This is a genomic window from Acinetobacter lactucae, assembly GCF_013122135.1.
Lineage (GTDB): Bacteria > Pseudomonadota > Gammaproteobacteria > Pseudomonadales > Moraxellaceae > Acinetobacter > Acinetobacter lactucae.
Genome location: NZ_CP053391.1, coordinates 1,717,115 through 1,742,852, shown reverse-complemented (window position 1 = coordinate 1,742,852; position 25,738 = coordinate 1,717,115). Strand labels below are relative to the sequence as shown.

Annotated in this window: 24 protein-coding genes; 6 read left to right on the top strand and 18 right to left on the bottom strand. The window is 38.2% G+C overall.

The annotated features are described in order from the left end of the window. From pcaF to HLV59_RS08070, 6 genes are all read right to left on the bottom strand, one after another. Positions 1 to 1,212, bottom strand: a complete 1,212-nt coding sequence (gene pcaF / locus HLV59_RS08095) for a 3-oxoadipyl-CoA thiolase (RefSeq protein ID WP_171429705.1) — start codon at positions 1,210 to 1,212, stop codon at positions 1 to 3. A gap of 12 nt (positions 1,213 to 1,224) precedes the next feature. Next, complete coding sequence (locus tag HLV59_RS08090; protein WP_171429704.1) at positions 1,225 to 1,878, bottom strand: 3-oxoacid CoA-transferase subunit B; 654 nt, start codon at positions 1,876 to 1,878, stop codon at positions 1,225 to 1,227. 18 nt (positions 1,879 to 1,896) lie between these two features. After that, the gene (locus HLV59_RS08085) at positions 1,897 to 2,568 is read right to left on the bottom strand and encodes a 3-oxoacid CoA-transferase subunit A (RefSeq protein WP_171429703.1); all 672 of its coding nucleotides are present in this window, start codon (positions 2,566 to 2,568) and stop codon (positions 1,897 to 1,899) included. A gap of 340 nt (positions 2,569 to 2,908) precedes the next feature. Then, the gene (gene ispD, locus HLV59_RS08080) at positions 2,909 to 3,625 is read right to left on the bottom strand and encodes a 2-C-methyl-D-erythritol 4-phosphate cytidylyltransferase (RefSeq protein WP_171429702.1); all 717 of its coding nucleotides are present in this window, start codon (positions 3,623 to 3,625) and stop codon (positions 2,909 to 2,911) included. Then, the gene (gene ftsB, locus HLV59_RS08075; protein ID WP_004643028.1) at positions 3,591 to 3,980 is read right to left on the bottom strand and encodes a cell division protein FtsB; all 390 of its coding nucleotides are present in this window, start codon (positions 3,978 to 3,980) and stop codon (positions 3,591 to 3,593) included. The genes ispD and ftsB overlap by 35 nt, the downstream gene beginning before the upstream one ends. A gap of 315 nt (positions 3,981 to 4,295) precedes the next feature. After that, entirely contained in the window at positions 4,296 to 6,491 is a 2,196-nt protein-coding gene (locus HLV59_RS08070) for a TonB-dependent siderophore receptor (protein WP_407646325.1), read from the bottom strand. A 375-nt stretch (positions 6,492 to 6,866) separates the two neighbouring features. Here HLV59_RS08070 and HLV59_RS08065 point away from each other — a divergent pair, with 375 nt between their 5' ends. After that, positions 6,867 to 7,547 carry a hypothetical protein gene (locus tag HLV59_RS08065; protein ID WP_171429701.1) on the top strand — a complete coding sequence of 227 codons (681 nt, stop codon included), beginning with the start codon at positions 6,867 to 6,869 and terminating at the stop codon, positions 7,545 to 7,547. Between the two features lie 339 nt (positions 7,548 to 7,886). Beyond that, positions 7,887 to 8,564, top strand: a complete 678-nt coding sequence (locus HLV59_RS08060) for a DUF421 domain-containing protein (protein ID WP_016145493.1) — start codon at positions 7,887 to 7,889, stop codon at positions 8,562 to 8,564. Positions 8,565 to 8,646: 82 nt separating this feature from the next. On the opposite strand, the gene eno is transcribed toward HLV59_RS08060, so the two are convergent. The 3 genes from eno to HLV59_RS08045 form a co-directional block, all read right to left on the bottom strand. Next, a complete protein-coding gene (gene eno, locus HLV59_RS08055; RefSeq protein ID WP_016145494.1) occupies positions 8,647 to 9,936 on the bottom strand; it encodes a phosphopyruvate hydratase in 1,290 nt (429 codons plus the stop codon). Positions 9,937 to 9,999: 63 nt separating this feature from the next. After that, positions 10,000 to 10,857 (bottom strand): 3-deoxy-8-phosphooctulonate synthase, encoded by an 858-nt coding sequence (gene kdsA / locus HLV59_RS08050; protein WP_057106403.1) that lies wholly within the window; start codon positions 10,855 to 10,857, stop codon positions 10,000 to 10,002. A 30-nt stretch (positions 10,858 to 10,887) separates the two neighbouring features. Beyond that, positions 10,888 to 12,525, bottom strand: coding sequence for a CTP synthase (locus tag HLV59_RS08045; RefSeq protein WP_002121060.1), 1,638 nt, complete (start codon positions 12,523 to 12,525; stop codon positions 10,888 to 10,890). A gap of 223 nt (positions 12,526 to 12,748) precedes the next feature. Here HLV59_RS08045 and HLV59_RS08040 point away from each other — a divergent pair, with 223 nt between their 5' ends. Together HLV59_RS08040 and HLV59_RS08035 are read left to right on the top strand one after the other, a co-directional pair. Beyond that, on the top strand, positions 12,749 to 13,201 hold the full coding sequence (locus HLV59_RS08040; protein WP_171429700.1) for an internalin: 453 nt from the start codon (positions 12,749 to 12,751) through the stop codon (positions 13,199 to 13,201). Positions 13,202 to 13,443: 242 nt separating this feature from the next. Continuing rightward, positions 13,444 to 14,289 (top strand): metal-dependent hydrolase, encoded by an 846-nt coding sequence (locus tag HLV59_RS08035; RefSeq protein ID WP_216606766.1) that lies wholly within the window; start codon positions 13,444 to 13,446, stop codon positions 14,287 to 14,289. 63 nt (positions 14,290 to 14,352) lie between these two features. Here the strand turns inward: HLV59_RS08035 and HLV59_RS08030 are convergent, their stop codons facing one another. From HLV59_RS08030 to HLV59_RS08015, 4 genes are all read right to left on the bottom strand, one after another. Then, the gene (locus HLV59_RS08030; RefSeq protein WP_057106401.1) at positions 14,353 to 15,447 is read right to left on the bottom strand and encodes a YheT family hydrolase; all 1,095 of its coding nucleotides are present in this window, start codon (positions 15,445 to 15,447) and stop codon (positions 14,353 to 14,355) included. Positions 15,448 to 15,466: 19 nt separating this feature from the next. Continuing rightward, complete coding sequence (locus tag HLV59_RS08025) at positions 15,467 to 16,183, bottom strand: SGNH/GDSL hydrolase family protein (protein WP_171429699.1); 717 nt, start codon at positions 16,181 to 16,183, stop codon at positions 15,467 to 15,469. Positions 16,184 to 16,221: 38 nt separating this feature from the next. Continuing rightward, a complete protein-coding gene (locus HLV59_RS08020; protein WP_057106400.1) occupies positions 16,222 to 16,629 on the bottom strand; it encodes a nuclear transport factor 2 family protein in 408 nt (135 codons plus the stop codon). Between the two features lie 71 nt (positions 16,630 to 16,700). Further along, positions 16,701 to 18,725, bottom strand: coding sequence for an NADPH-dependent 2,4-dienoyl-CoA reductase (locus HLV59_RS08015; protein ID WP_171429698.1), 2,025 nt, complete (start codon positions 18,723 to 18,725; stop codon positions 16,701 to 16,703). A gap of 135 nt (positions 18,726 to 18,860) precedes the next feature. Here HLV59_RS08015 and HLV59_RS08010 point away from each other — a divergent pair, with 135 nt between their 5' ends. Both HLV59_RS08010 and HLV59_RS08005 read left to right on the top strand, forming a co-directional pair. After that, positions 18,861 to 19,421 (top strand): PadR family transcriptional regulator, encoded by a 561-nt coding sequence (locus HLV59_RS08010; protein ID WP_005069032.1) that lies wholly within the window; start codon positions 18,861 to 18,863, stop codon positions 19,419 to 19,421. A gap of 2 nt (positions 19,422 to 19,423) precedes the next feature. Further along, positions 19,424 to 20,341, top strand: coding sequence for an alpha/beta fold hydrolase (locus HLV59_RS08005; RefSeq protein ID WP_171429697.1), 918 nt, complete (start codon positions 19,424 to 19,426; stop codon positions 20,339 to 20,341). A gap of 47 nt (positions 20,342 to 20,388) precedes the next feature. On the opposite strand, the gene HLV59_RS08000 is transcribed toward HLV59_RS08005, so the two are convergent. The 5 genes from HLV59_RS08000 to HLV59_RS07980 form a co-directional block, all read right to left on the bottom strand. Further along, entirely contained in the window at positions 20,389 to 21,444 is a 1,056-nt protein-coding gene (locus HLV59_RS08000) for a 3-deoxy-7-phosphoheptulonate synthase (protein ID WP_171429696.1), read from the bottom strand. A 425-nt stretch (positions 21,445 to 21,869) separates the two neighbouring features. After that, the gene (locus tag HLV59_RS07995) at positions 21,870 to 22,232 is read right to left on the bottom strand and encodes a YnfA family protein (RefSeq protein ID WP_005069026.1); all 363 of its coding nucleotides are present in this window, start codon (positions 22,230 to 22,232) and stop codon (positions 21,870 to 21,872) included. A 3-nt stretch (positions 22,233 to 22,235) separates the two neighbouring features. Beyond that, positions 22,236 to 24,512, bottom strand: coding sequence for an ATP-dependent Clp protease ATP-binding subunit ClpA (gene clpA / locus HLV59_RS07990; RefSeq protein ID WP_031948515.1), 2,277 nt, complete (start codon positions 24,510 to 24,512; stop codon positions 22,236 to 22,238). Positions 24,513 to 24,521: 9 nt separating this feature from the next. Further along, positions 24,522 to 24,935, bottom strand: a complete 414-nt coding sequence (clpS, locus tag HLV59_RS07985) for an ATP-dependent Clp protease adapter ClpS (RefSeq protein WP_002121129.1) — start codon at positions 24,933 to 24,935, stop codon at positions 24,522 to 24,524. 9 nt (positions 24,936 to 24,944) lie between these two features. Beyond that, positions 24,945 to 25,703, bottom strand: coding sequence for a DUF6776 family protein (locus tag HLV59_RS07980; RefSeq protein WP_081173585.1), 759 nt, complete (start codon positions 25,701 to 25,703; stop codon positions 24,945 to 24,947). Between the last annotated feature and the right edge of the window lie 35 nt (positions 25,704 to 25,738).

The window sequence follows — 25,738 nt, the reverse complement described above, 5'->3', positions numbered from 1 at the left end:
TTAGACTCTCTCAATAATGAGTGCAATACCTTGGCCTACACCAATACACATCGAACACAAGGCATAACAACCGCCTGTTTGCTCAAGCTGGTTTAAGGCTGTGGTCACTAGGCGTGCACCTGATGCACCAAGCGGATGGCCCAAAGCAATTGCACCGCCGTTTGGATTTACCTTGTCAGAGTTGTCTGGCAAACCTAAATCACGAGTCACGGCCAAAGCTTGTGCAGCAAAAGCTTCATTCAGCTCAATCACATCCATCTGATCTAAAGTCAGGTTGGCTTGTTTAAGAAGCTTTTTGATTGCAGGTGCCGGAGCAAAACCCATAATGCGTGGTTCTACACCTACTGCTGTTGAAGCAATGATCTTGGCACGCGGTTTTAGGTTATAAGTTTGAACTGCATCATCAGAAGCAATCAATAGAGCTGCTGCACCATCGTTAATGCCTGAAGCATTGCCTGCCGTAACTGTACCGTCTGCTTTAACCACAGGCTTCAGTTTGCTTAAACCTTCAAGCGTGGTTGATGCACGTGGATGCTCATCGGTATCAATCACCACAGCATCACCCTTACGCTGAGGGATTTCAACTGCGACGATTTCTTTAGAAAAAAAGCCTTTGGCTTGCGCGCTTGCGGTGCGTTGTTGGCTCACCAAGGCAAACTGGTCCTGATCTGCACGATTAACGTTAAACTGTTCAGCCACGTTTTCGGCAGTCTGGGGCATGGTGTCTACACCATACAATTCTTTAAGTTTTGGGTTAATGAAGCGCCATCCCATGGTAGTGTCTTCGATCTTCTGGCTACGGCCAAAAGCACTGTCTGACTTACCCATCACATAAGGTGCACGGCTCATGCTTTCCACACCGCCTGCAATCACCAAGTTCGCTTCACCTGCTTTAATAGCACGGGCAGCAATGGCAATCGCATCGAGTGAAGAACCGCACAAACGGTTAATGGTGGTTGCTGGTACTTGATACGGTAAACCTGCAAGCAGTGCTGACATACGGCCCACGTTACGGTTATCTTCACCGGCCTGGTTGGCACAGCCATAGATCACATCATCGACCTGTTCCCAATCTACATTCGGGTTACGCTGCATAAGCGCCTTAATCGGCACAGCGCCAAGGTCATCGGCACGGACAGGTGCAAGGCCACCGGCATAACGGCCGAATGGGGTACGGATCGCATCGATGATATAAGCGTTTTTTAATGTCATTTCCCTACTTCCTTACCCTTGAGTCGCATCAAACAAAGTTGCACCAGTCAAAGCCTGTAACTCTTCAAAGCTCAGACCTTCAACTTTCTCAATCACCTTTAAACCGTCTTGGGTCACATCAATCACACACAGATCAGTGTAAATACGATCCACACATTGCTTACCCGTAACCGGATAGCTTAGCTCAGCCACAATTTTCGGTTCACCTTGCTTGGTCACATGGTCGGTAGTGATAAATACTTTTTTAGCACCAACCGCTAAATCCATCGCACCACCTACTGCAGGAATCGCATCCGGTGCACCCGTGTGCCAGTTCGCCAAGTCACCATTCGCTGCAACCTGAAAGGCACCAAGCACTGCAATATCAAGGTGACCTCCACGCATCATGGCAAATGAATCGCCATGGTGAAAAAAGCTGCCACCTTCAAGCATGGTCACAAACTCTTTACCCGCATTAATCAGTTCTGGGTCTTCTTCACCTGCCGCAGGTGGCGGGCCAAATGCCAACAGGCCATTTTCAGAATGAAGAAAAATATCTTTATCGTTAGGTAAGTAGCTTGCAATCTTGGTCGGTAAACCAATACCCAAATTCACATAGGCACCGTCTGGAATATCTTGTGCCACACGTTTTGCAATCTGGTCACGGCTGAGTTTCTGGTAGCTCATGTTATTTCTCCTTATTGCTTACTGTGCGGGTGCGACTTGTACAACATGCTGTACAAAGATACCTGGCGTGATGATGTGCTCAGGGTCTAATCCACCCAGTTCTACAACCTCAGACACCTGAGCAATGGTGACATCAGCAGCCATCGCCATGATCGGGCCAAAGTTACGTGCAGATTTACGGTAAACCAGATTGCCCCAGCGGTCGCCCTTGTAAGCTTTAATCAAGGCAAAGTCAGCCTTGATCGGATATTCAAGTACATAATCTTTGCCATCAATCTCACGGGTTTCTTTGCCTTCGGCCAAAAGTGTTCCAAAGCCAGTTGGGGTAAACACGGCTCCAAGTCCCATACCTGCTGCCTGAATACGACAAGCCAGATTACCTTGTGGTACGACTTCAAGTTCAACTTTTCCGGCACGGTACAGTTCATCAAACACGTAAGAGTCTGCCTGACGTGGAAAAGAACAAATCACTTTTTTAACTGAGCCGGCTTTGAGCAGTTTCGCCAGACCATAATCACCGTTACCGGCATTGTTGCTCACAATGGTCAGGTCCTTAATACCTAGTTCAATCAGTCCGTCAATGAGTTCAGCGGGTTGTCCTGCGGTACCAAAACCACCAATCAGAATGGTTGCACCATCTTTAATCTGCGAGAGTGCCTCGCTTAGTGAGGACTTACTTTTGTCAATCATTAGACAACTCCATTGTGCTCATTGAAGAAGAAATAGGTAAGAGAGTTAGGCACACAGAGGCAGAATGAACAGATAGATATTTCACTCAATCCCGAGTGTTTCCCTTAGATTTCCTTTTAAACATTCTTGATAATTTTTGTAATTTGATCTAGTTATCAAACGATGGTTTTGTTCGGTATAAATATTTTTTGTTCGATGATCGAACATTATCTAGTGTAGTTGTCCGATCTTGATAAATCCTAAAACTTATCAATGTAAAAGAATACGAGTGGTTATAAATAGATATGTAGAAAACTTGCTTAGATGAACAAATCATCCAAGCAAGTTAGAAATAATAGAATTAATACTGAGATTGAAGAATCAAACGTGCGAGTTCTAAATCATCGGGATAGGTAATTTTTATATTATCCGAACGTCCCATTACGACCTGTACAGTTTCACCCATATATTCAAGTGCGCTTGCTTCGTCAGTAATAGCAATATGATTTTCTAAAGCATATTCAATTGCTTTTTTGAGCTTACCAATTTTAGCAATTTGAGGAGTTTGAGCTTGCCATAAAGAATCTCGGCTTACCGTTTTATTAATACGATTATTTAATTCAACATACTTTAATGTGTCACGAACGGGGATAGCTAAAATAGCACTCTCATTTGATTCAATTGCCTTTGCCACAAGTGCATTTAAACAATCAATGGTTACACAAGGACGAGCCGCATCATGGACAAGTACCCAATCATTTTCATCAGCAAAATTTAAAAGATAATTTAAAGCATTTAATACCGAATGGACTCGTTCAGCCCCACCCGTACAAAAATGCGCCTTATCTATATTTTGAAATGCTAGAGTCTGGGCAAAGGTATCTTGTGTACCAATTGCCAAAACATAACCATTTAATGGAAGTTGGCTTATACGGCCAATCGTATGTTCTAAAACAGTCCTATTCTGAATATATTGATACTGCTTCAATTCAGTTTTAGAAAAACGACTTCCTGATCCTGCAGCGGGAATAACTGCCCATAATTTAGTCTGGGATATCTGGGGATGCAGGTGTCTCATTCGTTTCCAAATCAACTTTAGCGTTCGGGTCAATATAAATAGGCTTGTAATGGGTACTGATTGTACTCATTTGAACAAATGTCTCATGTGGTTTAACCAAACCAAGATCAAGGCGTGCATGTTCTTCAATTGCTTCTGTACCATTTTTCAAGTCAAAAACCTCTGCTGCCAAAATACGGTTTCGTTCTTTAAGCTCTTCATTTACCTCAGCTTGTTGCTGAATTTGTTGCATGAGAGCTTGATGAGGGATATAACCACCCTCACCTAACCAAAATTGATATTGCAGTATGGCTACTAAAACAATAACAAGTAGCAATATCAGTTTGCTTGAAGTGGATCGAAATACTTCTAACATATCATTAAGAGTTTTAATTAAAAACTTTGATTAAGCTTTTGTATTGTATAACAATTTAAAAAGAGCATGCAAAATTCCTGCAAAATCAGTGCAAAACTATTAATGCGCATGTTACTTTAAATTGACCATTGTGACATGTTTCATTTTGTCAAAAATGAATGGAATTTGAAAGGGAAATCATATTTATAAGTACAACTGCTTATAAATCACTCTATGGATATAAAAGCTATTCTGCGTATCAAAAAATTATGTTGAATAAATAGAAAAAAGTCCTCCGAAGAGGACTTTTCAATAGAGATTTAAATGAACCAGTAATTAGAAGTTATAACGAACACTCACCGTTGCATTTCTTGGTGTTCCCCAGTTCATTCCATTGTCACCAATACCTTCATAATATTTCTCATCAAAAATATTATCGATGTTGAATTGAAGTTTAATATTTTTATCTACCTGATAGCCAACCATCGCACTTGCTAACACATAAGCATCTTGTTCAATACGAGAGCTTCCACTACCCGTATAGTATTTACTCTTATAATTTAAACCAAGTCCTGCACTCCATTGATCAAGTTTGTACTTAACAAATAGATTCGAAGTTGTTCGAGAGTTTGTCGTATTAACCTTGGTGCCTTTTGCATCTTTTGCTTCAAAATTAGCAATACCAAAGTTAATCCCCCAATTGTCGTTAATCTCACCCTCAGCTTCAAACTCAAAACCTTTACTTTCAACACCATCTATAGCGCGATAAGCCTGCTCTGTAGTTTGTGTACCATTACGGACAATAAATACTCCAGGTATCGATTCAGCAAAATTAGATTGTTCTATTCGAAATACTGAAAGCGCTGTATTTAAACGCCCTCCAAACCATTCGCTCTTTAAACCGGCCTCATAACTCTTACCTGTAATCGGATCTATATATTGATCATTTACATCTTTACGTTCTTGAGGTTTAAAAATTTCTGTATAACTCGCATATACAGAATGATCTTGGGCAAAATCATAAATAGCGCCAATATATGGTGCTAATTCATTGTTAAATTCACGGTTACCTTTATCATTTTCAGACTTGTATTCCCAGTTAGATAAACGTGCACCAGCAATAATTTTTAAAGGATCAAGAATTTGAAATTTACCCGCAATATATGCAGCAGTTTGTGTGGTTTCATTAAGAGCACCTCTGGTATTTAGTACCAGTGGCTGAAGTAACTCTTGAGCCATATCATTATAGTTAAGTGGTTCACCTAAATATTTCTCAATTTCACTATTTGCATTAGAACCACCAGAAAGATCTTTCGTTTTTTCATTTTTATTCCAAGATCCGCCAATAATGATTTCCTGAGGGCGATTAAATAACGTAAATGGTGCATTGATAAAAACATCAATATTGTTTTCTTCATTTGCAGCTTTTGCGCCATATACAGAAACATAATCAGTTTTATTCGGCTGATTATCATTTAGATTTTCTAATGGACTTGTATTGGTTGCCTTGTCTACTTTTCCAGCTGTATACAACAACATAGAAGCTGTATCTTCTTTACGGAAGGTATAAGCAATATTTAAATTAACGTCCTTAAATAAATTCTGCTTTAAGTTCGCAAATACTGCTGTTGTATTCACATCCCAATATGTCCAAGGTGCACTTACTGTTAAGCTTCTAGAAAAATTGGTACGGGTCCCATCAGTATAAAAAGCAGGTGTTCCGCCCCAACGAATACCATCACGATGTAACTCTTGATAAGTTGCACCAAGCGACATGCTTGTTTTATCACTCAAGTCATAATCAAGGGCACCATAAAATACATTTCGTTCTTTTTCATAAAAATCCATAAATGATTTTTCATCAGAATGCTTTACAAACATGCGACCACGCAAAGAGCCATCAGCGTTAAGTGGTGTAGAAATATCTGCCGAACTACTCCAAGAATTCCACGAACCTAAAGATGTGCTGACATTACCAGTAAGCTCTTTTGAGTTTGCATGTTTTCGAATCATGTTCAGTGCCATCGCCGGATTCCCAGCACCTGTAGTTAAACCATTAGCACCTTTCACCACCTCGACGCGATCATAAATATCTAAATCAAGGTCCCCTGTACCTAAATTAATCGTGCTCGGTATTCCGTCTATTAAGTAATAATCTACCTCAAAACCACGCGCATAAACTTTCTGGCGCTCATCAGTACGTGAAGTTGAAACTCCCGTAATATTGTTCATTAAATCCTGAAAAGAATCGATTTTTCGATCATCTAAATATTCACGAGTTAAAACTTTGACCGATTGCGGTGTTTCACGAAGAGATAAATTTAATTTTGTAGAAGTATTTGCGCTTTTTGCTGCGTAACTGCCCGAACCTTCGGTAACTGCAGAATTTTCTTGTTGTGCTTGTACTTTTATCGTTTCTAAAGTGGCGGTTCCAGTTGTCTCATCTGCATAAGCAACTGAAGGAACAGTTAAAGCCATAGCAAATGCTAAAGGATGAGCTTTAAATGCTTTTCTAAAGGGCGGAGTGTACATAAGAAAATTCCATAATAACCAATGTGCTGTGCGAGATTCCTTAGTCTTTTGCTACTCTGCTCTTTGTTACATAGCAGCAAAAGTTCGGCACAAAAACTAACACGAATGATAATTGTTATCAACAAAATATTAATAATTATTCTTTTTTATTTAGATTAAATTATCAATCTTTCTAATTACTTATATATTTCAACCGCTTCTAGACTTGTCTGATTATCAGATAATTTTTTAATTTATTGTTTATTCAACTTATTAATAATAATGTTATGCAGTAGTCTTACGATTAACTCAAAAATAACAAACTAAATACTATTTTCTTTTATATTTTATTATTCTTCTTAAATCTCATAACAGAGAATAAAGGTATGGCTTGTAGTGCATAAAGTTTTAGCATTTTCTTTAGTAAGCATAGGTTTGAGTGCTTGTAATAACCATACAGATGATAGTCCTTCAAAAATAATTAATATGGAGGATACTCAGAAACAACATACACCGACTAATACTTATATATATGAATATAATGATATTATTTATAAACTAAACACTGAACAAGACCAAACTACTGCTCATATAAGATTAAAAAGTTTATTAAAAAAGATGCCATCTCATGATAGCAACTTAAACATTTTAAAAACTAAACGTAAAATACTTGTACATTTGGGTTGTCTGAATGAAGCTTATATCGTTACTGAAAAAATATTAGCTAAAACAGATAGTTCACAGCTACAAGAGATGCAATGTATTTTTTTAAGTAAAATGAAAAAAGATGCTCATGAAATAAAAGCATGTTACGAAAGAACTGCTAATAGTTATTTAAATGAAATAAATTTAATACCTAAAGCTGCTTTGCGATATCAATATGCTTTATGGGGGCATTATGCAGCAATGTTCCATGCAGGTCATATAGAATATAAAGATAGACTCCAAGAAATTATCGACTATCACAACATTGAAGATCACAAAAAAACATATCAACAAATGTATGAAAACGTTATGAACTCCTCTATTTTTCAAAAACGTTTAGATGCAATCCCTTATACCTCTCAATGTCGTTAAACTATTTTTAATTTTAAGTCCTATTATGAGGCATATTTATAACCTGTATCTTTATTAATTTTAATTTATTTAATAACAAGAAAGTACGTATCGAAATATAACTTTTATGCTTCCATTCTTATCCTAGGAATACAATCTCATATAATCCTGTCCCTTATTGCTCTCTTATTTTGAAACGTCTACTTTTGATCACATGATGAATAGTAAGTTTACTCATAAAAAGTCACATATATTTCGAGTTTTTAACCAATAACTACCTAAAAATTATATTTTTTTATTTTTTACTCTGTTAATAGTTTTATAAGGATTTCTTCTAACTATTTTAATAAGGAGAAAAAAATGGATTTTATTAATATTTTCATAGGTGACACGACTTGGAACTTTGTTTTAGAAGTTTTAGTTCGTTGTAGCGTGATGTTCATCATCATTATTAGTTTTTTAAGACTATCTGGTAAACGAGGTGTGCGTCAGCTCTCCCTTTTTGAACTCGCAATTATTTTATGTTTAGGTTCAGCCGCCGGCGACCCTATGTTTACTGAAGACATACCTATTGCCCATGCCTTCGTCGTATTTGTTGTTATTCTTTTTCTTTATCGATTTGCTACATGGAGCATGGTAAAGCATAAAAAAATTGAAGATTTGCTAGAAGGAAAAGCACTTTGTATTGTTAAAGATGGTCTTGTAGTCTATAAAGATTTCCAAAAGCAATCATATTCTCATGATGAGTTTTTCTCTGAAATGCGGCAACAACATGTTGAGCATCTTGGGCAAGTGCGAGCTGCTTTGTTAGAGTCCGATGGTATTCTCAGTCTGCTTTATTTTGAAGATGAAGATGTAAAGTGGGGCTTGCCACTATTCCCTGATGCTTACCGCAAAGCAGATATACTTAAACCTAATACTTTTTATTCATGCATGAAATGTGGTGAAACTAAAATTTTAAATACAATTGATCAAGAATGTACTCGATGCAAACATCATAGTTGGGCCGAGTCTTTGAAAACACGCCGATTAGGATAATAAAAAAGGTGCTATTTCCTATTAAAAACAGAAAATAGCACCCTCAAATGTTAAAAATTAATTTTAACTTTTTATTTAAAGATTAGTTTAAACCTTTAAACTCAGCTTTACCGCGGTAAGCAGCTTTAGTCAATTCTTCAATACGAAGTAATTGGTTGTACTTAGAAACACGGTCAGAACGGCAAAGTGAACCAGTCTTAATTTGACCCGCTGCTGTACCTACTGCCAGGTCAGCAATAGTAGAATCTTCTGTTTCACCAGAACGGTGAGAAATTACAGTCGAATAACCATTTGCTTTAGCAAGATAGATCGCATCTAAAGTTTCAGTTAAAGTACCGATCTGGTTGTATTTGATTAAGATTGAGTTACCAACTTTTTCATCAATACCACGTTGTAAAATCTTAGGATTAGTTACGAACAAGTCATCACCAACCAATTGGATTTTATCACCAAGGATTGAAGTCAAGTAGCTCCAGCCTTCCCAGTCAGATTCATCAAGACCATCTTCGATCGAGATAATTGGATATTGATTTACAAGACCAGCTAAGTAATCTGCAAACTGATTGCTTGTAAATGCACGATTACCTTCGCCTTCTAAAACGTATTGACCGTTTTTGTAGAACTCTGAAGATGCGCAGTCAAGTGCAAGCATCATGTCTGAACCAGCTTTGTAACCAGTCAATTCAATTGCTTGTAAAATGATTTGAATTGCTTCTTCGTTAGAACGTAAGTTAGGAGCAAAACCACCCTCATCACCTACAGCAGTATTCAAACCTTGTTTCTTTAAAACTGATTTTAAAGAATGGAATACTTCAGCACCAGCGCGTAAAGCTTCAGCAAATGAAGTGAAGCCTACAGGTTCGATCATGAACTCTTGAATATCAACAGTGTTGTCCGCATGCTCACCACCATTTAAGATGTTCATCATCGGTACAGGCATTGTCAAAATTGTTTGACCACGAAGATCTGCGATGTATTGGAAAAGAGGAAGTTTCTTTTCTTCAGCAGCAGCACGTGCAGCAGCCAATGACACAGCCAAAGTTGCGTTAGCACCTAATTTCTCTTTGTTTTCAGTACCATCAAGCGCGATCATTGTATTATCAATGTCTTTTTGCTCAAAAACTGATTTACCCAACAAAGCATCACGAATCAACGTATTAACGTTGTTAACTGCTGTACGAACGCCTTTACCTAAGTAACGTGATTTATCACCGTCACGTAGTTCTAAAGCTTCACGAGAACCAGTTGAAGCACCAGATGGTGCACATGCACGACCAACAACCCCAGATTCTAAAATTACGTCTGCTTCGATGGTTGGGTTACCACGAGAGTCCAAAATTTCACGTGCACGAATGTCAACGATTTGGCTCATGAACAATTCCTCTTTGAATGAATATGAGCTGCGGTTAAAGCAGCGTAAGGGTTATAAAACAACTCAATGGGTGTCTAACTTTTTGAATCCTTTAACTAAAGTATCCAATTCTTTTATTTGTGCCAAGAACGGCTCTAGCTGCGACATGCGTAATGCACAAGGTCCATCGCATTTTGCATGTTCTGGGTCTGGATGAGCTTCCAAGAACAATCCAGCCAAGCCAGTTGCCATTCCAGCGCGTGCTAAAGTTGTAATTTGAGCACGACGACCACCTGCTGAGTCAGCACGACCACCAGGGGTTTGCAACGCATGTGTCACGTCAAAGAAAACTGGCACATTCATTTCTTTCATGATGTCAAAGCCAAGCATATCTACAACAAGATTGTTATAACCAAATGCTGAACCACGTTCACAAAGAATAAGTTTGTCGTTTCCTGCTTCTAAACATTTATGCAGGATATGACGCATTTCATGGGGTGCTAAAAACTGGGCTTTCTTAATATTAATAATAGCCTGTGTTTTCGCCATCGCCTCAACGAGATCAGTCTGACGACTTAAGAAAGCGGGTAATTGAATAATATCGGCTACTTCTGCAACAGGTGCAGCTTGATATGGCTCATGCACATCAGTAATGATAGGAACATTAAAATGCTTTTTAATATCACCTAACCATTCGATACCTTTTTCAAGTCCAGGACCACGGAATGAATGAAGACTCGAACGATTTGCTTTATCGAAACTCGCTTTAAATACATAAGGGATATCTAAGCGTTTGCAAATATCAACATAAGTTTCTGCAATTTCAAAAGCTAAATCTTTTGATTCAAGTACGTTCATTCCGCCAAATAATACAAATGGCAAATGATTTGCCATTTGTATATCGCCTAAACGTACAACTTCTTGTGGTTTTAATTGTGACATTTAAACTTTCCCAGTTTATTTAAAATCGCATTATTTACTTTTTTGATGCTGTGTTTTTGCAGCGTCAATAAAACTAGCAAATAATGGATGTCCATCACGTGGTGAACTTGTAAATTCCGGGTGGAATTGTACAGCAATAAACCAAGGATGTTCAGGAATTTCTACAGTTTCAACTAAATGTTGTGCTGAAGAGTAACCTGAAATCTTCATACCAGCTTGTTCAATCGACTCGATGAAACGGTTATTCATTTCATAACGGTGACGATGACGCTCTGTAATTTCAGCTTTACCGTAGACTTCACGTGTTTTTGTGCCTTCAACCAATTCAGATTTCTGAGCACCTAAACGCATAGTTCCACCTAAATCAGACTCAAGACTACGTTGTTGTAATTCACCGCGCTCATCTAGCCATTCAGTAATTAAACCAATGAGTGGATACTTTGTAGAACGATTAAATTCTGTAGAAGAAGCTTCTGGCATACCTGCAACATGGCGAGCGTATTCAATAACAGCCAATTGCATGCCTAAACAAATACCCAAGAATGGGATTTTGTTTTCACGTGCGTATTGAATAGCTTTCATTTTGCCTTCAGTACCACGTTCACCGAAACCGCCTGGAACTAAAATTGCGTCAGCTGTACTTAAAATAGATACGTCTTGGCTTTCAAGTTCTTCAGCGTTGACATAATCAATTTGTACTTTTACGCGATTTTTAATACCTGCATGTAGCAATGCTTCATTTACAGACTTATAAGCATCTGGTAATTCAACATACTTACCAACCATAGCTACACGTAAAGTATATTCAGGATTTAGTAATGCTTCGACGACATTGTCCCAATCTTCTAGATTTGCTTCTGGAAGATCATTAAATCCAAAACGCTCACAGATCAAGTCATCAACGTTTTGTTCATAGAATGTACGTGGAATTTGATAAATCGTTTTCGCATCTTTACATACCACTACAGCACGTGCTTCTACGTTAGTGAACAATGCAATTTTGCGTTTAGTATCAACATCCACATCATATTCAGTACGACAGATAAGAATATCTGGCTGAATACCAATTGAAAGCAACTCTTTTACAGAGTGTTGAGTTGGTTTTGTCTTAAGCTCTGCTGCAGATTTAATATATGGCAACAAAGTTAAATGCATAAGCATGGTTCTTTTATGACCAAGCTCAACCATTAACTGACGAACTGACTCCATAAATGGAAGTGATTCGATATCACCTACCGTACCGCCAATTTCTACGATAGCAACATCGTAGCCTTCGCCTGCGCGAAGTACGCGTTCTTTAATGTTGTCAGTAATATGAGGAATAACTTGAACTGTACCACCAAGGTAGTCACCACGACGTTCTTTATTTAAAACGTCCTGATATACACGACCACTAGTAAAGTTATTAAGTTTGGTCATTTTCGCACGACGTAAGAAACGTTCGTAATAACCCAAGTCTAGATCAGTTTCGGCACCATCCTCTGTGACAAAAACTTCACCATGTTGGAAAGGGCTCATTGTCCCTGGATCGACATTAATGTAGGGATCCATTTTAACCATTGTGACTTTTAAGCCACGGGCTTCCAAAAGTGCAGCAACTGAAGCAGCAGAAATACCTTTACCTAGCGATGAAACTACACCACCAGTGACAAAAATAAAATGGGTCATTAAGTTTCTCGTACAATCAAGCCGAAATCGGCCTACAATGTTTGGCAATTTTACTGTACTCTGCCCCTATAAAGCAAAGTCAAACCGCATCAATTCAAAGATCATTAAACAACTGGCTATTCTATCAGCATTTTTAATAAAAATTTAGGTCAATCTCACATGATTTTTTCATTCTCTTTTGCTGTTATAATGCCAGCTCCTCAATTAAATGTTGTTTAGGACAATGGCAAATAAAAAACTTTTAATCTGTGCTGCAATTGCTGCTGGACTATTGTTAACCGCATGTGTCAAAAAAGAAACACCTAAAGAAGAAGAGCAAGAAAAGGTTGAAACTGCTGTTTCAGAACCTACACCTGCTGAACCTGCAAAATTTGAGTCTTTAGAAAGTGTGCAAACTGAAGAAGCTCAAACTCAGGAACCACCGCAAGTTGAAGTTCACCACGAAGAAACAGCGAATACGACAACTGAAATTCGCCGTGAAACTCGTCCTGCCCAACCTGATCAAGGTTCACAAACTGTTTCTGAGCAACCTAAAGTAGAGCCGAAACCAAAACCTGAACCTAAGCCTGAGCCAAAAGCAGAGCCAAAACCTTCTAAGCCAGCTGAACCAGCTCAAAGTGAAGATGACGCTGTTGCCGCTGCCATTGCTGCTGCTACCCCTGCGCTGAAAAACTAAGTTCGTACGCACATATGCCCAAATTGAACCATCGATTTGGGCTTTTTAAAAATTATTCAAATTATCAATTCAATCATAAATTTTACTTTTTCTTTCTATTTATCTTTAAAGTTTCCCTAGATATCAATTAAGGACAATCTACTTTTTCTGCCTAAAAAAGCATTGACGATAGATATATGACGTTGTAGTTTTTTATCAAGTTCCTTTTTGGAACTTTAATTAAAAGAAGATTGGAGCTTAGAATGAATATTGTATCAAATCGCATCCCCGCCTCATTTCCAGTCCGTCGTATGGACTACAATTTTGAAAACACACCTCGCTATTGGTGTAATAACGAACCAACTTTCACGCATTATTTTACGGGTTTATCCACTTTATTTCCTGAAGGTGAATCATATTTCGTTCGTTCCGTAAGAGCTTTACGTGAAAAAGCAAAATCGAACGAGATTCTAGATCGAGAAATCAGTGCTTTTATTGGCCAAGAAGCAATGCACTCTAAAGAGCATCATGCTTTTCATGTGAGTGCACAGCAACATGGATTAGATCCTCAATCTTTAGAAAAGGTAACTGGTATCGTTTTAAAAAGTATTGAAAAAGTTTTTAGTAAAAAGTGGAATTTGCTTGTAACAGTAGGTTTGGAACATTACACAGCAGTACTCGTGGTTAGCATGATGCAATCTGTTAATGAATTAATGACAGACTCAACTATTCGTAATTTATGGTTATGGCACAGTATTGAAGAAACCGAACACAAAGCTGTCGCTTTTGATCTCTATCAACATTTATATGGAAGTGGGCTAAGTGCATATCTCCCACGTATCACCGTCTTCACTTTAAGTTTAATTTTAATTACGGGCTTCTCAACAATTTATCAATTTGTTCTTATGAAACGGGATCATCAACTTCTAAATTTCAAATCTTGGCGTAAATTCTTTAGTTTTGCGAATAAACAATATAGAACACTGATCCCTAAATTTTTTGATTATTATCGCCTTGATTTTCACCCCAACCAAACTGATGAAAAAGATCTCGTTGCTAGTACGAAAATCAAAATTGGTCTAAAAGATCCCACGTTGCTTTTATCTTGATCTAACAAAATGATAAAGCCCATCTGTTAAATGGGCTTTATTTAACTTATTGCAGAGTTATCGTTATTGCTTATGTTCAACCATAAAATAATTTGCTATTAATTTGGCAGCCCATGAGGTACTTTTCCAACCTTCGTAAAAACCACAATGACTTCCTTTTTTTGTAGTAATTACCGCAATATTACTCATTTGCTGAATCGTTTCTTTGTAAGGTTCCAAATTCTTAATAGAACAGACTGGATCATCCTCAGCATTAAGAATCATCAATGGAATTTTGACATTCTCAAATACATAAATTGGATTAATGGCTTGGCAATAACTTTGATAATCCTCAAAGCCAGCCATTTCAAAATATTCTTTTTCAAACTCTTCCAGACTTGTCGTCGCTAGAACTTTTTCTATAGAAGAAAGTTGATTCCATGTATTTTGATAAGGATGAATAAAATATTTAAATAATTTTTTGGTCATCATTTTGCTATAAAACGGATGCACATTTTTAAAGCCAATCTCCGTGTTATAGCCTGGACACATTGCAAAAGCAGCTTTAAATGGTGTATCTGCGCCTTGCTCACCCAAATAACGAACCAATAACCCTGTTCCCGCAGAGGAACCTACGGCGTATAAATCTGACTTTGGAAACAAGTTTTGAACATGAGTAAGTTGCTCTTTAAGATCGCTCGTTGACCCAAAAAGAGAGATCTGTGGTACAGGCATAGGTAAGCCAGCATGCCCACGGCGTAAGCATAGTGCGATTCTCCATCCCGTATAGTGATGTATATCTTTTACAAGTTCGCGCATACTTTCAGGTGTTCCCGTAATAGTATGCATAATGACAACTGTAGGAGTATTTGGAGGAAGATGATAGCCATACCACGCAATTGCAGTTACACCACCATCTTTCATAGTGAGTTGATCAATACGATCATATTCAAGTTTGATGGTTTTTTTTCTAATAATATCAAAATACAAAAGATGAACATGATTGTTGCTTAACCATGGTGTAGGACGATATTTTTGCTTGAGCTGGGGCAATTTCTCGAGAATATCTTTTATTTTCCCATTTGGGTCATAATAGATTTTTGGCTGTTCGGCACCTAATACCGAATCGAACAATTCTGAACCGAAAGCTTTAATTTTATTTAAAGTAGATATGCCCATTTCCAATCACTACCTCTGATTATGAGTTAAATGATTGCCGCACTAATGCTGCAACCTGCTGTCCCCAAATTGCATAAATTTCTTTACTCGGATGAAAGCCATCACTTGCCATAGGCAAATTCATTGCCCGAAAATGCTCAATATCATATTGAATGAATATAAATTGGTTTTGTGATTCTAACCATTTATTTAGTGTCTGATTCATTTGTTCCGCATATTTTCCAAACAACCAAGCCAATGGATTTGGTAAAGCTGGAAAATGCTGCATTGGTGGAACACCAGAAACAATAATGAGCTTAGGCTTAAAATGTCCCTGTATATATTGAAATAATTGTTTTTGCTGTTTTATCCATGAACTTGCTGAGGTTAGTTTTGTTACATCGTTAACACCAATCGAAGTAACCACGACATCGTAATTTTGTTGCTCTAAATGCTGTACTGCTTGAAAAACTTGCTTAGTTGTATCACCTGTTTTTGCATGCAGTTTCCAGCTTATCGAATATTGATCTTGCAACTCAGAAATAATTGCACCAGATAAAGCATCTTTTTGAGTTTCTACCCCCACACCAGCTGCGGCAGAGTCCCCTAAAATAAGTAATGATAGAGGTCTTCCCTTGCCAACGATGCCTTCTCTTTCGCCACTGGCTTCTAGCAAGCGTGGTGTATTCTTACGAACTTTTGTTCCCTGTACAAATAGTATAGGAAGCAATGCTAGAGTTGAAAGCTTTAACCACATTTTATTGATCTCTATCTTACTTAGGCTATTTACTAAAATTATTGTGGTTGAAACTTAGCAATTCTTATACCCATTTGTTCAGCCAGCGCAGCTAAGCCACTCATTGGACGAATCATTACTTCAAAATCAACAATTTTGCCTTGTTTATTAAAACGAATCATATCGATACCTTTTAATGATTTGCCACTAACATTGGCACTGAACTCAAGCACTACATTTTCACCGTCTTCTGTATAGAACTCACGATGATAGGTAAAGTTTTCGAACACCTGAATCACATTGGTAAGAATGAAGAAAACAACCTGCTTTCCTTCATAAGGTTTGTAAGCAACTGGTGAGCGAAAAACCACCTCATCCGCCAGCAAGTCATTTAGATCAGACAAGTTCCCAGCCTGAACCATTTCATGCCATTTTTCTAAAGACTGTTTTGTAGTTTCAAGTGTCATTATTTTTATATCCTATAATTTAACCAAAGAAGTAACGGGCATTTCTCTTTAAAAGAAATGCCCATAAAAATTTATAGTGTCGCTGCTAATTCAGCGCCTTGGCGTATTGCACGTTTTGCATCTAGTTCTCCCGCCTCTTTAGCACCACCAATTAAATGAACATTTTTTCCATCTTCTTTTAATTTTTCATACATTGCAGTAAATGACTCTTGGCCTGCGCAAATCACAACATGATCTACCTCAAGCACACTTGGTTTCCCGTCTACAGTTATATGTAAACCTTGATCATCTACCTTGTCGTATTGCACACCTGCAAACATTTTGACCTGACGATTTTTTAGTCCTGTGCGATGAATCCAGCCTGTTGTTTTACCTAAACCAGCGCCTACAGCAGCAGTTTTACGTTGCAATAAATAAATTTCTCGTTCAGATGCCTCAACTTTTGGCTGCTTTAAGCCACCCACATGTTCATATTGAGTATCGATTCCCCACTCTTCATAGAACTTTTCTGGATTTAAGCTGCCACTTTCACCTTCGTGAGTAAGATATTCAGCTGTGTCGAAACCAATACCACCTGCGCCAATAATGGCAACACGTTGTCCTACTGGTACACGCTCTTTTAGAACTTGTAAATAGCTCAGTACTTTAGGATGATCAATTCCCTCAAATTGTAATTGACGAGGCGTCACGCCTGTTGCAACTACAATTTCATCAAAATTTGCTTGGCTTAATTCGTCATAAGTCGCTTGATGATTTAGTACAAGTTCAATGTTTGGGCGCAATTCAATTTGACGGCTAAAGTAGCGTAATGTTTCGTAAAACTCTTCTTTACCAGGAACTGTTTTTGCAATATTAAATTGGCCACCAATTTGATGACTTGCCTCAAACACTTTAACTTGATGCCCGCGATCGGCTGCATATACTGCAAAACTCAGCCCTGCTGGACCCGCGCCAATCACAGCGATATTCTTTTTAACCTGAGCTTCTTTAAAAATCAGCTCAGTTTCATAACACGCACGAGGATTGACTAAACAAGTTGCAATTTTCATTGAGAAAATATGATCTAAACAAGCTTGGTTACATCCAATACAAGTATTAATTTCATCACTACGACCTTCACTTGCTTTCAAGACAAATTCAGCATCCGCTAACATTGGGCGTGCCATAGACACCATATCAGCATGACCAGATGCCAATACATGTTCAGCCATTTCAGGCGTATTAATTCGGTTAGAAGTAATTAAAGGAATAGAAACTTCACCTTTAAGTTTTTCAGTCACCCAAGTAAATGCAGCACGAGGAACTTTGGTTGCAATTGTAGGAATACGTGCCTCATGCCAGCCAATACCTGTATTGATAATTGTTGCACCTGCTTTTTCAATTTCTTTTGCAAGCTGAATCACTTCATCAAAACTTGAACCACCTTCAACTAAATCAAGCATCGACAGACGATAAATGATGATAAAATTTTCACCAACTAAAGCCCGTGTGCGCTTTACAATTTCAATTGGAAAGCGGATACGATTTTCGTAACTACCACCCCATTCATCATCACGATGATTCGTACGCGCTGCAATAAACTCATTAATTAAATAACCTTCAGAGCCCATGATTTCTACGCCATCATAGCCCGCATACTGAGCAAGTTTGGCGCAGTTAGCAAAGTCATCAATGGTTTGTTGCACTTCGGCAGAACTTAAAGCTTTAGGCTTAATCGGGTTAATCGGTGCTTGAATTGCTGAAGGTGCAACGTTATTTGCCTGATAAGAATAACGACCCGTATGTAAAATCTGCATAGCAATTTTACCCCCAGCTTCATGGACAGCTTGGGTAATCACTTTATGTTTTTCAGCTTCTTCAACTGTATCTAGTTTGGTCCCGTGGCTAAATACAACACCATCATCATTTGGAGAAACACCGCCAGTTACAATTAACCCCACATCACCTTTCGCACGCTCAGCATAAAACGCAGCCATGCGCTCATATCCTTGCGGTGCTTCTTCTAATCCAATGTGCATCGACCCCATAAGCACACGATTTTTTAAAGTAGTAAAGCCTAAATCAAGTGGCTTTAATAAATGTGGATAAGCTGACATATTTTCTCCTATGGCTAGCAATAAGCTTGCTAATGCAACTTGTTGCATAAATTTATAATCAAATTTTGACTTTTATGCAACATGTTGCATAATCTCATGAGTCACACTTTACTTTTGCTTACAAACTGGATTGCCATGTCACTTCCTCATGTTTTATTGACCAGCTTGCTTGAACGTCCAAGTACAGGGTTTGAACTTGCCCGCCGCTTTGACCGCTCAATGGGCTTTTTCTGGAATGCCACTCACCAGCAAATTTATCGTGAACTCAATAACATGCTTAAAAAAGGCTGGGTTTCCACTTTAGAAAATGAAATGGATAATGGCCGTAAAAAAACCTATCAGGTCGAACAACTGGGACGGATCGAACTGGCTTCATGGATGACTCAACAAAGTGAACCTGCGCAGCTTCGTGATGATTTAATGGTTAGATTGCGTGCAGAAGCACAATTGAGCAATAATCAGATATTACCTGAACTGTTAAGGCATCTTGGTTTACATCAAGAGAAGCTCAAACTTTATCAAAGTATTTATGATAAAGATTTTAAAGACAGTGATGATCTAAATGACCGTGTGTTATACATCCACAAAATGATCTTAGAACTTGGAATTACGATGGAAAGTGAATGGATCAAATGGTTGGAACAAGTCATCCCTCAATTAAAACGCTTTGCCCAAGATAACCCATCTGGAGAATAGCCATGCCGTATTACACCATGCCCGATCAGGAAAATTTATTTGTACGCCGTGTTGGTCGTGGTGAGCCTGTTTTAGTTTTATCAGGCCTTGGTATGCAAAGTTGGCAGTGGCTACCATTTATCTATGCAAATCGTAAAGAATATGAATTTATTATTCCAGACTGGCGTGGTTTCGGTGGTTCAAAAAATTGTGCAATTCCCGAGAAAGATGCAATTTCTAGTCACTGGCAAGATGTTGCTCATTTAATAGATCAATTAAAACTCGATAACTTTATCTTAATGGGTTATTCAATGGGTGCGACAACTGCTATGCATGGCATGAAACATGCACAACTGGCACCGCAGTTAAAAGCCTATTTACATATTGATCAAACACCAAAAATATCAGTAGATTCGACTTGGGAATATGGTTTATTCGGCACTCTTCACACCCAGTTCAAACAATTATTAAATGATATTTATCAATTATTGTTAAAGCATAAAAACGCCAAATATCTTTATGAACTATCTCTTCCAGATCGACAACAACTCGTTCGTCTTTGGGTAGATTTTATTGAGTTACAAAGTAGCAATCCATTTAGTCCACTAGTTTTTAAAACAGCTTTAAAACAGCCTTTTTTACAAAAATATTTATTACCTATTCAACGTTTAGATTACTTGTTTTGGTATGTCGAAAATTATCTTTATCACAATGAAGATTATCGCGAAGCAATTCAGCAGTTAGCATGTCCTACCACTTTCTTTATTGGTCGTAATTCGACACTTTATCCAGAAACTGGGCAGACACTGATTGCACATAGTGTTGAACATGCAAAAGCAATATATTTTGAACGCTCAGGCCATACACCTTTATTAACCGAGCCAAAAAAGTTTGGACATGAAATCAATACATTCTTATCCGAACTCAAACATGCTTCTTAAAAATAAAGGGATCTATTTACAGATCCCTTTTTTAAATCTAAAAATAATTAAGCGGAATGAGCTAACTCTTTCGCTTTTAATTGCTCCGAAACATTTAACAAAAGTTGTTCTGTTTTTTCCCACCCTAAACAACCATCAGTTACTGACTGGCCATAAGTCATATCACAAGAAATCTTTTGGTTACCATCAACCAAATGACTTTCAATCATGACACCTCGAACTTGTGTTTTTAAACGTTCAGCAACGATTTTCTGTAAAACTTCCGGCTGACGCAATGGATCTTTACCACTATTACCATGACTACAATCAATCACCAGAGCAGGTAGATTTTGTTTATATTTTTCGCGAATCGCCTGAATTGAAGCCAAATCGTAATTTGGTCCATGATTTGCACCACGCAAGATCAGGTGCGGTAATGGATTCCCAGCACTCTGAATCACTGAAGGTAAGCCTTGTTGATTCATTCCTAAAAATTGATGTTCATTTTGCGCGGACTGAATCGCATCTAGTGCAATCTGAATAGAACCATCAGTACCATTCTTGAAACCAATACTGTATGGCATATGACTTGAAATTTCACGGTGAATCTGAGATTCGCTTGTGCGAGCCCCAATTGCACCCCAAGCCAATAAATCATCAAAATAGCCAGTTGCCATTGGACTTAAAATTTCACTCGCAATTGGCAAACCCTTTTCAATGATTTTTAGGTAGAGTTCACGAGATTTTTCTAAACCAAGTTGTAAATTTGATGAACCATCTAAATTTGGATCATACATGAACCCCTTCCAACCAACTGTGGTACGTGGTTTTTCAATGTATGTGCGCATTACGATGAAAATCTGATCTTTTACTTTTTCTTGTAATTTTTGCAGTTTTTCAGCGTATTCAAGTACTGCAACTGGATCATGAATTGAACAAGGCCCTGTAATTACCATTAGACGATGATCGTTGCCGTTAAGAATATTTTGAATAATTTGGCGATGTTCGGCAATTTGACGTGCGAAAGTGTGTGCAAGCGGGTATTTCGCTTTTAACTGGATAGGTAAACTAACTGGTGTTTCTTTTGTATTGGTTTGAGTCAGTAAAGTATTTAGGGCATTCATTGGTTTTTTCCTTGGGACTGCAATCTACTCAGTCCGATCATTTATTTGAGCATTTTGGATCTATTCGTTGGTAAAGGTAAGCAAAAGTAAAACCAATAAAAGTTGCTAAAGTACGAATAAGTCATGTTGTTCATTTTAAGTTCCTCGATTCTAAAAAGATAAAGCATAAAAAAACCTGATCGGGGTTGCCGATCAGGTATTAACTGTGATGGGCAACTTTCTCATGCCCGAATACGCTCAGGCAACTATATAAATTGCCAAAAGTAATAATAAGCGTTAGTGTTCACAGATTGATTTAACATCTTTATCTCAAATATTAAAAAATGTTCCTTAAATCTAAAATACGCATTGTTGATGAGTTTGACAAGTCTTTTTTTTGAAAAAAACTTCTTATTTTCTCGCTTAAGATTTGATTCAATGATGCATTAACGAATCAACCCTTGAGGTTGCAAAATAATTAAACCAGCTCCACAAAGCACAATTAGACCACCTAATATATCCCATCTTGTTAATCCCACCTGATCAACAAAGCGTAGCCACATGAGCGCAGTAAAAATGTAGATACCACCATATGCAGCATAAATGCGCCCAGAAGCAGCGGGATGTAGGGTCAGCAGCCATACAAAGATAGCCAGACTTAAGACCGTAGGTAGCCACAGCCAAGCTGACTTACCCTCTTTTAAAATCAGATAAGGAAAATAACAACCAAGAATTTCAGCAATTGCTGTGATAATAAATAACCCAAATACACTCAGTATTCGGGTTATAGCAAGACTATCAATTAACATAAGTTATGCTGGTTCTGCCGTATGATGATCTTCAAAAACTTCAAGTTTCAAGCCGACAGCTTTACCATCTTCTTTTTTCACTGATACAGCTACATTACCACCATGATCTGCAAGTTCACCAAACAGAATCATTTCAGCGAGTGGTTTCTTTAAGTGCTCTTGAATGAGACGTTGCATTGGACGGGCACCCATCAAACGATCATAACCATTTGTAGCTAACCAATCTCGTGCACTTTGATCGACATCAAGAACAACTTGTTTTTCATCCAATTGCGCTTGTAGTTCTGTTAAGAATTTGTCGACTACAGACTCAATCACAGTAGTTGGTAATGCTTTGAATTGAATAACACCATCTAGACGGTTACGGAACTCTGGAGAGAAAGCACGTTTCATCGCTTCTTGGTTATCAGAACTATGATCTTGTTCCGTGAAACCAATGCTCGCGCGAGAAATACTTTCCGCGCCAATATTCGTAGTCAGAACGATAATCACATTTCTAAAGTCTGACTTACGTCCATTGTTATCCGTCAACGCACCATGATCCATGATTTGTAGCAATAGATTAAACACATCCGGATGTGCTTTCTCAATTTCATCAAGCAACAAGACACAATGCGGATTTTTATGAATCGCATCAGTAAGCAAACCACCTTGGTCATAACCCACATACCCTGGAGGTGCACCAATTAAGCGTGAAACTGCATGACGTTCCATATATTCAGACATATCGAAACGTACAAGCTCTACACCCAATAATTTCGCCAACTGCTTAGTAACCTCAGTTTTACCAACACCAGTTGGGCCAGCAAAAACAAAACTACCTACTGGTTTATCTGGTGATTTTAATCCAGCACGAGATAACTTGATCGCTGAACCTAATGCAGTAATTGCTTCGTCTTGACCAAACACCACACGTTTCAAGTCACGCTCAAGATTTTCAAGCACTGACTTATCATCTTTAGACACAGTTTTTGGTGGAATACGAGCAATCTTAGAAACGATATCTTCGATATTCTCTACGGTAATCAAGCTATCATCACTTTCAGCTTTCAAACGGCGTTGAGCACCTGCTTCATCAATGACATCAATTGCCTTATCTGGCAAGAAACGATCATTAATGAACTTAGCAGAAAGTTCTACAGCTGATACCAAAGCCTTATCGTCATATTGTACGTGGTGGAAATCTTCAAACTTAGTTTTCAATCCACGTAAAATATCAATCGTTTCCGAAATACTTGGCTCATTGACATCAATTTTTTGGAAACGACGTGATAACGCATGGTCTTTTTCAAAAACCTGACGATATTCTTGGAAAGTCGTTGAACCAATACAACGTAAAGTACCATTAGCTAAAGCTGGCTTAATGAGATTTGAAGCATCCATTGTACTGCCCATACTTGAGCCTGCACCAATGATCATATGAATCTCATCAATGAATAAAATCGCATTTGGATTTTTCTTCAATGCATTAAGCAGTTGTTTTAAACGTTTTTCAAAGTCACCACGATATTTGGTTCCAGCAACCAATGCACCAATGTCTAGACTATAAATTTCAGCCTGACTTAAAGGTTTAGGCGCCTTACCATTCACAATTAACCATGCTAAACCTTCAGCAATCGAGGTTTTACCAACGCCGGGATCACCCACAAGTAATGGGTTATTTTTACGACGGCGGCATAGAATTTGTGCTGTACGCTCAATTTCTTTTTCACGACCAATCAGTGGATCAGTTTTGCCTTTTTGCGCTTCAACGTTTAGGTTTAACGTATAAAGTTCTAATGGTCCTGCATTACCTGTGCTAGTTTCACCTTCAATATCTTCAACTTCTTCTTCAACTTGCACTTCGTCTTTACGTGTCCCATGAGACAAGTATTGAGTTAATGTCAAACGATTAATTTGATGACGTTTAAGTAAATATACAGCAAAAGAATCACGCTCTGAATACATTGCAACCAAAACATCCGCACCTTCAACAGTACGATCGCCGCCACTTGATTGCACGTGGAAAATAGCACGTTGCAGAATGCGGTCAAAACTTTCTGTAGGATGTGGAGCTTGCTCGCTATTTTCGCCAAGCTTAGGAGTATGTTGTTCTACATATTCTTCTAATTCTTTACGCAAAGAAACTATATCAGCCCCGCATGCTTTTAATGCATTCACGGCCGAATCGTTGTCGAGTAGTGCTAATAATAAGTGTTCGACTGTAAGAAACTCATGTCTCTTTTGACGAGCCATGCTAACAGCCAAACGTAATGATACTTCTAATTGACGACTGAGCATGTAACCCCCTTATGCTTTAGGCTCAATCTGGCAAAGTAATGGATGACCTTGAGATCGAGCGTAATTATTAACAAGGTTTGCCTTAGTTTCCGCGATGTCTCTTGGATAGACTCCGGCAATACCTTTACCTTCATAGTGTACTGTTAGCATTACTTGAGTTGCTTGGTCAAGATTCATTGCAAAGTATTGTTGTAAAATTTCAATTACAAAGTCCATTGGAGTGTAATCGTCATTCATTAATACGACTGCATATAATGGGGGACGCTTGAGTTCTGGAGGAGCTGTTTGTACAACAACCTCTCCATCATGATCTTCGTTTTGCGAATCACTTAAGCGTGGATGGAAGTGCCAATCGACATAGCCAGACTGCTGAAAAGAAGCCTTGATATCTTTTAAGTTTGTTTGACGCTTATTTGTTCGCATAGGATGTTACTATTGTGAATTTGCTTCAGCTTGAGGAATTTCTGCCACGAAAGCAGAAGATGTTTCGACAGGTTTTCCGCGCTGCCAACTAAAACGTTTAATAACTGGTGTTTCAGAGCCACCTGTTAAACGCACTTCAATAAATTGAGGTGTAAAACCTTTAGGCATCGTCCAACGGCCTGTTAAGCGCTCAAAATCAGTAAAGTTAAAGTTCTTCGCTTCAAGCGGCACGACTAAAACTTCTGTATCTTTGATCAATCTGATTTCAACCGATCCTAGAGCACGGCGCTTACTTGGACTTACTTGGACTAAATCTAGCTGATATTCATAAGCATTTTCAGGTAAAGGCTTAATTGCTAGATTTTGAACCGTTAAGCTTAAACCACCACGTTGTCTCAAAATCTCACGGTAGATATTACTCATACCTTCTTGCTGAGTCTTATCAGCGTTCGCTTGATTAAGCGCTTCAAACAAATCATTTGCATTCGTCACAGCCACATCACGCTCTTGCACCGCTGCATTTAAGCTTTTGTTAACTGCATCTAAAGCTGTTTTTTGCTTTTGCACCACTTCAACCAATTGTTCCGCATCTGCATCGTAACCAACAACAGTTAAACCTTGACGGTGCCCAATTGTATAGCCGAGCGCAAAACAACCACTCATTAAAATAGCAGCACCAATAAACAAAGGCTTATTGGTGTTTAAAAATTTTTTCTTTTGCAACGAACTTTCTACTGAAGTCGTCTGTCCAGAGTTTTGCATCGTCATCTCAGTGTTCAAGATCAGAGTCAAGACACACATTT